The sequence below is a fragment of the Paenibacillus sp. 2TAF8 genome, assembly GCF_052114825.1.
In the GTDB taxonomy this organism is placed as follows: Bacteria; Bacillota; Bacilli; order Paenibacillales; family Paenibacillaceae; genus Paenibacillus.
On record NZ_JBFRFN010000002.1, the window covers coordinates 828,344 to 841,371 of the forward strand.

18 protein-coding genes are annotated in these 13,028 nt (G+C 36.7%); 1 reads left to right on the forward strand and 17 read right to left on the reverse strand.

The window, feature by feature from the left end; genetic code table 11:
* Positions 1-116: 116 nt before the first annotated feature.
* The 15 genes from AB4Z30_RS05740 to AB4Z30_RS05810 all read right to left on the reverse strand — a co-directional run bounded on the left by AB4Z30_RS05740 (position 117) and on the right by AB4Z30_RS05810 (position 10,439).
* The gene (locus tag AB4Z30_RS05740) at positions 117-1,121 is read right to left on the reverse strand and encodes a phosphotransferase (RefSeq protein WP_441924122.1); all 1,005 of its coding nucleotides are present in this window, start codon (positions 1,119-1,121) and stop codon (positions 117-119) included.
* Between the two features lie 278 nt (positions 1,122-1,399).
* Positions 1,400-1,714 carry a hypothetical protein gene (locus AB4Z30_RS05745; RefSeq protein ID WP_441924124.1) on the reverse strand — a complete coding sequence of 105 codons (315 nt, stop codon included), beginning with the start codon at positions 1,712-1,714 and terminating at the stop codon, positions 1,400-1,402.
* A 186-nt stretch (positions 1,715-1,900) separates the two neighbouring features.
* Positions 1,901-2,350: a hypothetical protein gene (locus tag AB4Z30_RS05750; RefSeq protein WP_441924126.1), complete on the reverse strand. Its 450-nt coding sequence runs from the start codon at positions 2,348-2,350 to the stop codon at positions 1,901-1,903.
* Between the two features lie 159 nt (positions 2,351-2,509).
* On the reverse strand, positions 2,510-2,956 hold the full coding sequence (locus tag AB4Z30_RS05755; protein WP_441924128.1) for a DinB family protein: 447 nt from the start codon (positions 2,954-2,956) through the stop codon (positions 2,510-2,512).
* Positions 2,957-3,143: 187 nt separating this feature from the next.
* Positions 3,144-3,464: a hypothetical protein gene (locus AB4Z30_RS05760; protein ID WP_441924130.1), complete on the reverse strand. Its 321-nt coding sequence runs from the start codon at positions 3,462-3,464 to the stop codon at positions 3,144-3,146.
* A 24-nt stretch (positions 3,465-3,488) separates the two neighbouring features.
* Complete coding sequence (locus AB4Z30_RS05765; RefSeq protein ID WP_441924132.1) at positions 3,489-4,133, reverse strand: 3-hydroxyacyl-ACP dehydratase FabZ family protein; 645 nt, start codon at positions 4,131-4,133, stop codon at positions 3,489-3,491.
* 91 nt (positions 4,134-4,224) lie between these two features.
* Positions 4,225-4,722: a DUF6933 domain-containing protein gene (locus AB4Z30_RS05770; protein ID WP_441924134.1), complete on the reverse strand. Its 498-nt coding sequence runs from the start codon at positions 4,720-4,722 to the stop codon at positions 4,225-4,227.
* A 368-nt stretch (positions 4,723-5,090) separates the two neighbouring features.
* Positions 5,091-5,612, reverse strand: a complete 522-nt coding sequence (locus AB4Z30_RS05775) for an NUDIX domain-containing protein (protein WP_441924136.1) — start codon at positions 5,610-5,612, stop codon at positions 5,091-5,093.
* Between the two features lie 119 nt (positions 5,613-5,731).
* Complete coding sequence (locus tag AB4Z30_RS05780; RefSeq protein ID WP_441924138.1) at positions 5,732-6,307, reverse strand: dihydrofolate reductase family protein; 576 nt, start codon at positions 6,305-6,307, stop codon at positions 5,732-5,734.
* Positions 6,308-6,488: 181 nt separating this feature from the next.
* A complete protein-coding gene (locus tag AB4Z30_RS05785) occupies positions 6,489-7,289 on the reverse strand; it encodes a CPBP family intramembrane glutamic endopeptidase (RefSeq protein WP_441924140.1) in 801 nt (266 codons plus the stop codon).
* Positions 7,286-7,552 (reverse strand): DUF4259 domain-containing protein, encoded by a 267-nt coding sequence (locus tag AB4Z30_RS05790; RefSeq protein WP_441924142.1) that lies wholly within the window; start codon positions 7,550-7,552, stop codon positions 7,286-7,288. Before AB4Z30_RS05790 ends, AB4Z30_RS05785 begins: the two co-directional genes overlap by 4 nt.
* A 447-nt stretch (positions 7,553-7,999) precedes the next feature.
* Positions 8,000-8,536 (reverse strand): DinB family protein, encoded by a 537-nt coding sequence (locus AB4Z30_RS05795; RefSeq protein WP_441924144.1) that lies wholly within the window; start codon positions 8,534-8,536, stop codon positions 8,000-8,002.
* Between the two features lie 226 nt (positions 8,537-8,762).
* Entirely contained in the window at positions 8,763-9,371 is a 609-nt protein-coding gene (locus AB4Z30_RS05800; RefSeq protein ID WP_441924146.1) for a hypothetical protein, read from the reverse strand.
* A gap of 167 nt (positions 9,372-9,538) precedes the next feature.
* Positions 9,539-10,033 (reverse strand): hypothetical protein, encoded by a 495-nt coding sequence (locus AB4Z30_RS05805; protein WP_441924148.1) that lies wholly within the window; start codon positions 10,031-10,033, stop codon positions 9,539-9,541.
* A 181-nt stretch (positions 10,034-10,214) separates the two neighbouring features.
* Complete coding sequence (locus AB4Z30_RS05810) at positions 10,215-10,439, reverse strand: helix-turn-helix domain-containing protein (protein WP_441924150.1); 225 nt, start codon at positions 10,437-10,439, stop codon at positions 10,215-10,217.
* A 155-nt stretch (positions 10,440-10,594) separates the two neighbouring features.
* Here AB4Z30_RS05810 and AB4Z30_RS05815 point away from each other — a divergent pair, with 155 nt between their 5' ends.
* Positions 10,595-10,882 carry a hypothetical protein gene (locus AB4Z30_RS05815; RefSeq protein ID WP_441924152.1) on the forward strand — a complete coding sequence of 96 codons (288 nt, stop codon included), beginning with the start codon at positions 10,595-10,597 and terminating at the stop codon, positions 10,880-10,882.
* Between the two features lie 566 nt (positions 10,883-11,448).
* Here AB4Z30_RS05815 and AB4Z30_RS05820 read toward each other — a convergent pair.
* The gene (locus tag AB4Z30_RS05820) at positions 11,449-11,889 is read right to left on the reverse strand and encodes a hypothetical protein (protein ID WP_441924154.1); all 441 of its coding nucleotides are present in this window, start codon (positions 11,887-11,889) and stop codon (positions 11,449-11,451) included.
* A 368-nt stretch (positions 11,890-12,257) separates the two neighbouring features.
* Positions 12,258-12,707, reverse strand: a complete 450-nt coding sequence (locus AB4Z30_RS05825; RefSeq protein WP_441924157.1) for a hypothetical protein — start codon at positions 12,705-12,707, stop codon at positions 12,258-12,260.
* Positions 12,708-13,028: the final 321 nt, after the last annotated feature.

Sequence of the window (13,028 nt, forward strand, 5' to 3'; positions counted from 1 at the left end):
ATCACCGCTCTTTATAATTTAATGTTTTTGTATGCTCTGGTAGACCGAGCCGATAGCCGCGAAGCCGGAACATGTTGTTATACGATGTATGGCACTTCTTCGAGTTCAATCCAAAATCAATTAAGCCTTGATTTTAACGTTTCAATAAATTCATATTCATTCTGTTCTATCCATTGCTTTCTAATAACCAATTGATTAAGTATGAAACGAAAGTATTCTTCTATCTCCCGTCCTGAATAATATTGACCTATATAAATACATATCAATGATACATAGTACATCTGCATCAAAAAGGGAATCCATTTAATTTCTTCATCTGTTAATGTCATGTGCTGAGAATATTCATCCAAAAATAATTCTAGATTTAAAAGTGAACCATCATCAAACTGAAGAAGATGGTTCATACAAATAGCTAATTCTAATGCACGAACATCATGTGAAGCAAAGTCAAAATCTAATACCCCACTCATCTTCCTTGTTTGGTTATCAATAAGCAAATTAAAAATTAATATATCATGATGAACAATTTGCTTTGGTAAATCGTCTACAATGGATTCATTTCTTTGAACAGCTTGTAATGAATGTAGAAATATAGATAATTGATTACTTTCAATCTCAAAAGGTGGCTGATCAAAAAAACGGTTTACAGATCTTTCGTTAGATAATGGATGAAGATTGTATATTTTAGAAAACTTAAATTCTTGCATTAATAAGTCACTTCTAAATTTCTTAAATGCAACCGATAGTTCTCCAACGGTTTTTCCATATTCCTTAACATCTGATACCCGTGTTAGGTCAGGAACTTCTCCTTCAATAAAACACATAACTGAACCAAATTGACCATTTGATAGCTCGACAAATCTTCCCCCTGTCTTGGCAATTAAAAAACCAGGAAGCTTAAATGATAGGTTATTATGTTGTTCAAGGAATGTCGTTAATTCAATTTCGAATTTTAATTTCTCTAGATTTTTTGAGTGGTTGTCATATATTCTTGCAACATATTTCTTATTGTTAACGGTTAATACTTGAGAATAATTAGTAAGACCAAATGGCACTGATTCAATGTTTTCAACTGTCTCATTAAAATAGTATGTAATCAGTTCTTTGATTAAATGTTCCAATATGGTTTCCTACTTTCTTTGTCGTATATCGTATAACGTTTCTGTATTCACGACACCAGCGTATGCTAGATGGCCGGCGAATGCCGGTCCAAGCGCGTAAGTCCGTAGCTTGAATATTATGTTAGATGATGGATACGTCTTCATAGAGGCGCTTTCAAATTTCACGAAGCAATTTCATAATTGACATAAAGTTATTTAATCCCAGTCCATATATGATTGTATTTCTAATTTTTCTTCCTCACAGTCAGGGCATCTCAAAGAATTTTCTTCTATTTCATCTAGCAATGTTTTTGAGGCATTTGTACATGACAACGCGGACAGTCATAACTGTTTATATAAGAATAATCTTTTGAGATTAAATGTAGAAATGTACGATTCAGTAAATATCCACATTGCTCGCAAACGTAAAGTCCGTCATAACATTCAAAATGTACATCTTCTTCATTCATATATTTTATGATTTGTTGTCGCCCTTCTTCTTGTTCATACCACTCCAAAATAGTTTTCAAATTTATATAATTAAAACCGATTCCCAAAAAAGCTTTATGATTATAAGAGCACTGTCTGCAATCTAATGTATAGGCTACTCCCATATAAATAACCTCTCTCATTTTGAAAAATGGATTTTACTTATCTTTCATCTAACATCCCTGTATTCATGAACCCCAAAGGAGTTGTCTGTGAAATATTTTTTCGCAATCCATCCAACAGACTACGGCTTCAAAGAAGCCGCTGCTTGAATATTATGTTATGAGATTCCCTTGTCCTCATCGAGTTCACTATATTAATAGTAAGGTTGCTTTTTCGATTTGTCCCTGTTCATCTAGGTGTATTAAAGTTCGATTAATGTCTTCGTCACTTATTTCTTTTACAATGATCAAATGCTGAATACTCAATCCAGGTGGATCTAAATTAGAATGTTCAAAGTATTTGATCAATCTCTCCGGTGTTGTTATTAAACACCATCTTTTCATTCCATTATTAAAGGTTACCGTCACTTCTATTAGATCGAAATCTTCTAATGGATCATCAAACTTCCAGCTACTTAGAATAGGAACCTCGACTTCTCCGTCAACAAAATAATATTTATTTATCCACACCCTCTTATTATGGTTTCCAATGATTCTATATCGATCCGCTTCTTCAGCCACTACTTGATAAATTTTTCCTTTAGTAAGGGCTTGTCCATACACGCCTATACTTGTACATGTTACAAATTTACAATCCATTTTGTCACATCCATTGCTAGGCTCTAATCAACTTTTCCTCCCACAAGGGTTTCGCATAACGTTCCTGTATTCACGACCCGACGTATGTCCGGTGTCCGGCGAATGCCGTATGCCCTCTGCGAAGAATATAACGTTACAGGATGTCCATGTCTTCTTGAATCACCCCAATAAGTTTTCTATTTGTTTCTTATGATGTTCATCATGGTGTACGAATATTTTTAGATATCTTTCATAGGTATAAGGTAGTTTGTCATTGCCTATAAAAAAACGAATGTCTGAATGATCTACCTCACGGAATTGGTTGACTAAATGAGTTCGCGTTTCAATAAAGGTTTGAATCATACTTTCTCTGTCTGTAAATTCCTTGGCCTTCTCTATTGCTTTTAAATTATGGGTATCATGATCGACGAACCCTGGAAGTTTCACTTGATCTTTGATGTGTGGGAGCATCGTATTTAAAGTATATGTATCCCAATTCCATAGGTGTACCACGACTTCCTTCACCGTCCACTTTCCAGGCGCGATCGGCTTTTGCCAAGTCTCATCATCAATTATTTTTACAAATTCATTGAAATGTTCAAACTGGTCTACTAGTTTTTTGTTCATCTTCTTTAATCCCTCCTGAAGTGACTTTACATGGATTTCCTATAACATCCCTGTGTTCATGAACCCCGAAGGAGTTATCTGCTGTAATGCCTCACCGAAATCCCTCTCGCAGATCAAGGCTCCAACGGAGCCTCGCTTGAATATTATGTTATCTGATGGATACGTCTTCTCGGATTCTTCTTACTCCTTATGTCTCTATGTCTAAGTATTTCTTCCAATCGTTTCTTTTTGAATTGATGTTGCTTTCAAATTCTGTCCTCGCTATGCCTCTTAGCTGTTTATAAATCTCTTTTTCAAATCGATCATTCTGTATAAAAATCATGGCTAGGGATTCGCCACAACTCGCTTTTATCATGTTGTCGGTTTTATCATGTTTTGCTGTTATCATTAAGGCCTTCATTACATTTTTATGATTATATTCACTTAGATCCATGGCCGCATCGTCTCGCTCAGCATTTGAAGCACTTTCATCTAACAATATTTCAATAAGTTTTTCCCACTTCTCCATAGGACTCCTTCAACATAATTCTGTTTATTGTGTTCTATAATTATTCTCTAGCTTTAAGTTTCTTTCAGATAACGTTGTTGTATCATGAACCCCGGAGGAGGTGTCTGCTGAAACGCTTCCACAAAATTCATCCAGCAGACCAAGGCTCCAAAGGAGCCGCAGCTTGAATATTATGTTATCAGAAGTTTTTGCCTTCTTCGGATTGCTTAATAGTAGGTTTAAATAGATCACGATTTCTTCTGCATTTATAATTACTTGATTTCCTACTGAGGCTACCCCTCTTCCCACTACAAAGCCACGCTTGTTTTTAATGATCTCATAGTATAAATCTATCCGATCTCCCAAAAATGCTTGACCAATCACTTCAATTCCTTTAAGTGAAGAAAGAAATCCTACACCATTCTCTTCTGAAATGACTGCAAAAGCACCTAACTGAGCCAAAGCCTCTATTATTAATGTACTAGGAATAACAGTATTCTGTTCACTCATATACCACTCATTACTTGAAACATTTTTATATCCCTTAGCCCATTTGTTTTTTTCGACTTCCAGTACTTTATCAATTAACAAAAATGGATACCTATGAGGCAGTATATCTTGAATATTAATCAATTGATTAACTCCTTTTTTATAGATTGCAATAATTTCTAATAACGTTCCTGTATTCACGACTCAGCGTCTGCTGAGTATCCGGTGAATGCCGGACCCAGGGAGAATGCCCGCAGCGTGAATATTATGTTATACGGAGTAGACTGTAGGCTCAGATACTAAGAGCCTCCCTCATAAATTGGTTTGGGAATTTTTTCAGCTTTACTAATGGAGTGTCGTTGTTTAATTTATTTAATTCAATGATATTCATTTCTTGTACTGGTAGATAATCTTCAATAATGAACTCAGTCATTTTAACCATATCTGTCATTGATCCAAGGACGCTTCTATCATACGTCTTGATGAACTTCATACTGTTCGCATTACTAATGTAGTTGTTGATTAAGCTTTCGGAGATTCCTTCCGCCTTTAAGTTTTCTATAAGTGCATTGAGAAATAATTCTTTAAAGTTCTTATAGTGTTCCTTCCTTATTCCAAACAAAATAAAGCAATACCTTGTCTTATTATTCATAATAATTAAATTATTCTTTTTAGCCATTCGAAATACATTGGCATGCCATTTGTAGAGTTCATCCTCTGATTCATTGTCTTGTTCTTCGATAAAAGAGCTAGTATCAAATAGCTTCTTGGTACATGAGATTGTTATCATATATATGTCCTTTCACAGTCTATTTCATCTAACGTTCCTGTATTTACGACTCGATGCATGTCGAGTGTCCGGCGGATGCCGGGCCAAGGACAAATGTCCGCAGCGTGAATATTTTGTTATAAGGTTAGACCTTCTTGAAATGCCCACAAGCTATATCAATCGTTTAAGAAATGATTTTTCAATATATTGATTTCGTCATCAATCAAACAACGGAAATAACTTTTTGAAATATCTCCAAAATCTGCATTTGGGAAGAAAAATTAGTGGAAAAGGGAAGATTCCTCGGTTAAATTTTTCGGAATAACCAAAATAACGTTGAATCACCAAGCTCTTATAGATTCAATGGTTTTGTTAGAATATCCATAAAACTACTCGAATAGATCATAATTTGATCTTACGATTTCTTCAATTTCTTTTCCAAACCTATATTTCCAATAATACATTAACCCTGCCCGATCAACATCTGAAAACTGTCTTGGATCATCGATCATCCTTTCATAGACTTCATCAACCTTTCTCCATCCGATATTTGCGGTTTCGTCTCCTGTTTCCAAGAGTCCCCCTTCCACCTTACATATAAAATACATGCCAATCGAATCCACTGGCCCTTTAATCGTTTGATATACACAATACGGCTCCAAACATTCAACTTCAAAATCCGGGTTGATCCCACATGTATCTATTCGCTTGTGACTGCCTTCTACCGATATAACGGTCAAACCTGTTTCTTCATAAACTTCTCTTCTCAGTCCATCTACTATGGATTCGTAGAGTTCCAATCTGCCGTCTGGCAGTTCCAGTGACTCCTCATTCTTTTTATTTCGAGTCTGAATTATAATTTTTGTTCTATCCATTTTCTTTGCGTTCAACAAAAGCTCTGGCATTAACATAAAACATCGATAATTCTCCTTTCGTATACATGTCTTTTTGCTCGGTGCTGGTAGTGAGATTTAAACTTCTGCAATAGCGATTCTTTTACTGGTTAGCGTAATCTACTTAGGTGGTACGGTTATCTTATCGTCTGGTAAGCAAGACCTATGGCTCCAGAATCAAAGGTCTTGTTTTCAATCAGTTTAAGTTTGATCTTCTCCTTGATACCTTGGAATAACGGCAATCCCTTACCGATCAGAACGGGAGAAACCGTAATTTTATACTCATCAATTAAACCAAGCTGCATAAGGTGGTTTGCGAACCTAGGACTACCGAGGATGACCATGTCCTTGCCTGGCTGCTGTTTGAGGTTCTTGATCTCTTCCTCGACATCTTCTTTCACCAGTCTTGAATTGTTCCATTCGACTTTCTCCAGCGTGGTGGAAAAAACGATTTTTGCTGTCTTTTCGATCCACTCGGCATGATCCCGTTCATGTTGCGAAGCAGATGGATCAGTAGGCACAGATGGCCAGTAACTGTGCATCATCTGATAAGTCCCCCGCCCCCAAATGACAGTGTCTGCCGTACTCAGAATTTCTTTAGCGTGCTTCTCCAAATCAGCATCATATGAAACCCAACCAATGTCCATTTCACCATTCGGCCCTTCTACAAAACCGTCAAGCGAAGCGTGCAGAAATAAAACGAGTTTTCTCATTTTCAGTTCTCCTTTGTTCATGAGGGATTTCAACAATATACATTATCTACATTTTAATAAAATTCAACCCGGGGGTGTTTCTTATGCATTGCTAATGGAATATTCTACTCATCCACAAAAAAACCTATATTAAATACTGCAAGTTTCACATTGATGGACTAAAGCCTAATGAAGAAAATGATTATACTATTCGCCTGCTCTTTTTGTCGTATATCACAACGGTTACAATTGAAACAAGAACAATCACAGCATTTGCGACAATTGTTCCCGTCCAAGTCATCGTCATGGTGCCAAAGATGGGAGATGACGCATTGAACATGGTGTGGAATAATACGCACATAAACACACGGCCTTTTCCAGATATTTTGTAGATTGCACCATAGAAAAACCGAAACGCAAGGAGTTGAACTGCAAACATCCAAAAGTTAATGAGCCCCTCTCCGTGATTCGTCCCCGGAATGAAGAAGAGGGGGATATGCCATAAGAACCAAATTACTCCAATAATAACAGAAGACAAAATAAAGCCGTACTTTTTGTAAATCCTAGGTTGCAATATGTACGACCAGCCAGCTTCCTCCAAGCCACCGATAATAAGACCACCAGGCAGGGAAAGGAAAAACGTATAAAACGGAAGCACCATTCCCGTGCGATCTGAAACTGCAATATGTATCAAAAAATACATTGCAAGCCCTGCAACAATGAACAAATAGAGAGATATGTTATTTTTGACGTAAAAAACAGTTTTTAACCATTCCTTAAAATCTGCTATTTTGTTATTTTGTTTCAGAACAATATACGAAGCAATAGCAGGCGACAAAATATAGATTGTAAAAGGGATATTCATTGCGAATTGCTGTAACGAGTGAACCCAATTGTGAACCGAATAACCAAATTGCCCAAGAGCGATTAAAACACCTGACAAAAGATAGGCAATAAAAAATGTCAGCATTGTAAATTGTACTATGATTTTTCTATCTGTCACGATGTCTTCACCTCGCATTGACTCCCATCTATGAGATCCATTTCCGTCGGGTCAATATCTCTTTCCCAGGACCTACCTTGTAATGCTGCAAGAATTTCTATTGCGCCTAAAGCATTTGATGCTAAATCTGACTCAATATATTCATCTTCCAATACTTCTTTAATCATCTCTTCAATGAATTCGATGCCATCAGAATCAAGTAAATTTGCCTTCCAATCTAATACATCATCGTTCTCAAAAATTCCAGTTCCCCATGCTCCCATCAATTAACCTCCACAAAGTGTCGGCCGCGATGCGGTTAGGTGGAAAGTTGTGTTCGGTTGATTATGCTTCCTTGCTGCTGAAATGCCTCTTTGAACCCACTTCTAACTTCTGCCATACCGAGGGGGATTGTCCCCCTAAGCGTAAATATGGTGTTAGGCAAAGTCATTGTCTTCCATAATTACTCTTGCATAGCTATTCCAATCTTTAAGTTTCTTCAGCATCTCTAGTCGATCTCTAAGTATTTTAATGTGCTCTTCTTGAGTCAGGCTGATGTACTTCCCATGATCGTTGTTTAAAATTTGAGAGTAGTGTTCTTCTGGATAACTACACTACGCTCTGAAGACTCATCTTGAGATTGATATTGTTTGATTGCTCTTAATAATGAAGTTTTCCCCGAATTATCTGCTGCCAGACCAAGGACGTTAGCCCGCCGTGTGAATCTGTTGTTATTTGATGTATCCACTTTCCCTGAGTTTAACTACAATTTGCTTTTGTAGATCTTCAATTTGTTTAATATGTCTTCCCTCATGTAAGTATAATAACTCGATCCATTGATCCAATCTCAATTCTTTAAAATAAAAATGCTCAGCAACCCGTTTTGTAAATATAGAAAGATCTGTTTGTCCATTTATAACTTGATTAAGTTTTTCTCTTGTTCCACTCAACTTGACTTTAAGATCTGACACATCATAATTACTACTTTGTGGTTCTGCGTAATGGGGAGCTTCAAACTCAACCTGACGGTCTTTTATGACTTGAATATCTTTTGAAAGAATTATCTTCTCTTCGGTAAGTAACGCAGCTTCAAGTATTTTCGAAAATAATGATTCCGTAATAACCAAGTGTTCACATACTTGCCCAATACTCCATTTATGTTCCGATACCTTAACATTAATTTCTTGATTGTTGACCTGAGATATAGAATGTAAAAGAGCTTCTCTTGTTATATTAAACTTTTGAAGTGTTACGTTCAGACTGAACACTCTCCTTTTCGATCTTGCGGCTATTTCTCATAACATTTCCGTGTTCACGACGTCCTAGCACCCTAAACTGCTCGTCGAACGACTAGTTCGATCGACTGGCCGCGACCGCGGTTGGGTGGTAGGATGTGTCGCCTGAATCCACTCCCCTGACTTATCTTCTGGCGACCGAGGCGCCTTGTCCGTCAATGCGTAAACACATTGTTATATGATGGGGGCACCTTCTCGACTACGCTAACTTAGAAAATCGATCTTTTATTAAATCATTAATTAATTTGTGTTTGACTTTACTTGTATATAGTATTGTAAGATTCTGACCATCATTAAAATGAATAAAGTAATTTTCCTTGTCACTTCTGATAGCTAGTTCCCCAATCTTCCTCAGCAAATTAAAGTCAATCCAATCATCTTCAAAATGTATTTCCCATTCATATTTCTGATCATCTAAAATAAACGATACTTTAGCATCTTCATTATCAAAATCTACATGGCTTTTTACCTGTTGTATTTGCAATTTACCACGAGTTAAACTTACGAGTTCATTAATGATTGTCGAATAAATCTCTTCGTTCTCAACGCATTCGGTATCAAAGCTCCAAACATCCTTCGACAATCTAACTTCATTGTCATTTTCATCAATAAGATCTGAACCCATCATCGAAAGTAAGAGAGAATAGGGATCGTCTTCGTAGGTTTCTCGATCAAAATGATGCAACAACCCTTTAACAACACCATCATCATCAGTTGTGAAAGATATACCAATATCTTTGAGAACCTCTATTTGGTTTTCTAGTGAGATCTTTGTTTCTTTCGATTCCTTACAAAAAAAGTTAAACATCCTTGATTCCCCCAATATTAGCTAGCGTCCCTTTCATATAACATTCCTGTGTTCACGACCCGACGTATGTCGGGTGTCCTGCGAATACCGGGCCAGGAGCGTATGCCCACTGCTTGAATATTATGTTAGCTGATGTCACTGACTTCTTGAAAAAACCTCAATAATATTTATAAAATCACTAACTTACCAGAAGGCCACTTTCCTTCCCATCCACAAGGAAAATGACCGATAGAATATATGTATAATAATTGATCGGAGTAAAATTTATTGCAGTTATTCTCTAACTCATTTAAATAACTGAATTCCATAATGATATTCAAAATATCCCATCTCACACATTCACCAAACATATCATCTAGTTGAAACGCATTTCGAGTTTTATTCAGTTGCTCGTTTAAAATCTCACCGCTAATTATCTTTGCTTCTTTGACTAAGGCATTCCAATCTAAATACTCTTTTGAAAAATGATTATGCAAATATGAAGTTAATTGATTTCTAGCCTTCAAAGTGGTTTCTTCCCATTCTTGAGAATTACAATACTCAGAAGCTTCAACCCAAGAATTAGTGTATAGTACGTTGTTATTCTGATAATCTCTCATTCCACATTTACTAAACCACTCAATGTTAGATAGCATTTTTATTATTTCTTGGTTTATCTTCACGTAATAGCTCCTTCAAACATTGATTTTCAGTGATTTCAGCTAACGTCTTGGTATTCATGAACCCCAACGGAGTTGTCTGCTGAAATTCCTCTTCGAAATCCCTACGCAGACCAAGGTTCCGAAGGAGTTGCTGCTTGAATATTATGTTATACGACGGAATCACTTCACGAATATACCTTCACTATTTTTCTTCTTCAGGTACATATTCAATTAAATCAGATAATTTGCAGTTAAATGTATCACATAGTTTGAATAAGGTTTCCAGCTTTGTTGTTTCTATATTCGTTTCCCTATATAACTTGTTGATTGAGTTCCGACTTAAGCCTGATCTCATCATCAATTCTGTTATATCATCTATTCGATGTTCTGCCATGAGTCCTCGTATATTGCACTTGATTACGTTCATCTTTTCCCCTCCATAGTTCTATCTTATCTTCCACATTAGTAATCATCAATAAAATGCGAATTTTTTAACTCTACAAAGTCAAATATTCACCTTGTAATTAACTTTATAAGGTTATATATTGACTCTATAGAGTCAATGGAAGGAAGAATAAAAATATGGTTAATACATTGGAAGCGCTAACAGAGCCACTAATAAGAATACGTCTAGAATTACTCTATACTGAGTTTTTGGAGTGCCATGCGGAATACACTCAGTTTTCTTCTGAGTCAGAACAATACTTTAAAACACTTCGTGATGCTTTGCCCGATCAACTTCAACATACGGTTTTTCTTTACGAAGACGCTCAAATTTCTCTTCAATCCATCTTAGAAAGAAGTATCTACATACAAGGTTTTAAAGACGCTCTACAACTCTTTAGTGAATTGCAAAACTCTAGCATTTAGAGGATGATATGATCCTCTTTTCTATTCTTTTTGATTCTGTCGTATAACGTTGCGCATTTCTGACGTCCAGACGGCTTAAGGATCGGAGGTCCGGGTGGCTCTGCCACTTAGCCGGCTGGATGTGTCGCCTGATTCCACTTCTCCGAAATCCCTCTTGAAGACCGAGGAGCGTCAGCGACGAAGCAAAAATGCATTGTTATACGCTGGCCCTTCTTCTTCGATTCCACATCCTTATATGTCTTGTGTGTTTTATATTTTGGTTCTATCTTTTGCTCCTATCAAATCCGTTTCCGCATCGGAAAGATCCCCTCATTTACTCTCGTACGCCTTCAGCAGTATCAACTTTTGTTTGTGTAGTAACTTCATCCAATGAACGCTAGCCTTATAAGAGGCTGGTGTTCCTGGGACCGGAGATTTGCCGATGGCTTTATTCAGATTCTGCTCACGTTGGACACCCCTGCCTTAAGCTATGGCTTACTTCTAACCTAACCATTCGGGACTTAATCCCTGATTTAGAATACATGCTGAACGCACAATCAGAATTCAAGAGAAATGTTGTCCTCCCTTTAATTCGCAATAGACAAATATGTATTAATGACATGCACAATACCAAAAAGTACTGTTGGTATAATAGCCAGATAATTTTGAAGCCAAATCTCAGCTAATATAAAATATACTATCGGGAGAACGGCCATCCCCAAAAAAATAATCGAGTTTGCGTTGCCTGTAAAATAAAATATCCATAGCCCATAATAAAAAATCAACATTATTACCATACCAATTATATACGGACATCGCATTTCAGATGCTTGTTTTCTTACAACAAATATCAGAAGAAATAAAAATATCGCCTGACTTCCGTGCTCCAAAACATCTAAAATCAAATGGCTATTTGCATGGTTTCCTGATATATCTGACGCAGGAATTAAAAAATAAAATAAATTTGGTATCATTGGCAATAAAAAGATTATCAGACCCTTCCATGAAAAACCAAAATGATAATTCATTTGATCCTCTCTTTCGCATAATAGAAATATTCTTTAGTTTGCACTTTATTATGAATCCGCTTCTCTGGTGTTCCTCTTGATGACCAAGGAGCATAACTAACGATGTGGAAATTTATTGTTATATGGTACCCCTTCTAATATTCCGTTCATCCTAGTTTTCAACTGCTACGTTGTAAATGTATTCTTTCACCTACATTTATTATTTGTTATTAATTGTTTGCATGGTTTAATATTCTTAAGGGGTTGCGTATAACGTTCCTGTATTCACGACCCAGCGTATGCTGGGTGTCAAACGAATGTCGGACCAAGAGCGTATGCCCGCAGCTTGAATATATTGTTATTCGATGCCCTTGTCTTCTTCGAATCTTCTATTCTAAAAAAAGGGTTGCTTTCTCAATCTCGCCATGTTCATCTATGTGTTTTAAAGTTTGTTCAATATCTTCATTATTCATCGTTCTTACAATGATTAAGTGCTGAATATTAAACCCTGGTGGGTCTAAATGAGATTGTTCAAAGTGTTTGAATAACCTCTCCGGTGTTGTAATTAGACACCATCTCTTCATTCTGTTATTAAAGGTTAGGGTTACTTCAATTAGATCAAAATCTTCTAATCGATCATCAAACTTCCAGCTACTTAAAATGGGAACCTCGACTTCCCCCTCTGAAAAATAACATTTATCTATCCATACTCTCTTATGATGGTTTCCAATGATTCTAAATCGATCTGTTTCTTCATCCACTGCCTGATAAAATCCCCCTCTGGTAAGGGCGTGTCCATACACACCTATATGTGTACACGTTACAAGCTTAAAATCCATTTCTTCACATCCATTACTGGGCTTTAATCAGATTTACTCTGCAAGGGTTTCGCATAACGTTCCTGTATTCACGACCCAGCGTATGCTGGGTGTCAGGCGACTGCCGGACCAAGGGCGTATGCCCGCAGCGTGAATATGATGTTATAGGATGTCCATGTCTTCTATGAATCASCCAATAAGTTTTCTATTTGTTTCTTATGATGGTCATCATGGTGTACGAATATTTTTAGATATCTTTCATAGGTATACGGTCGTTTATCATTGCCTATAAAAAAACGAATGTTTGAATGATCTACCTTACGGAATTGGTTGACTAAATGA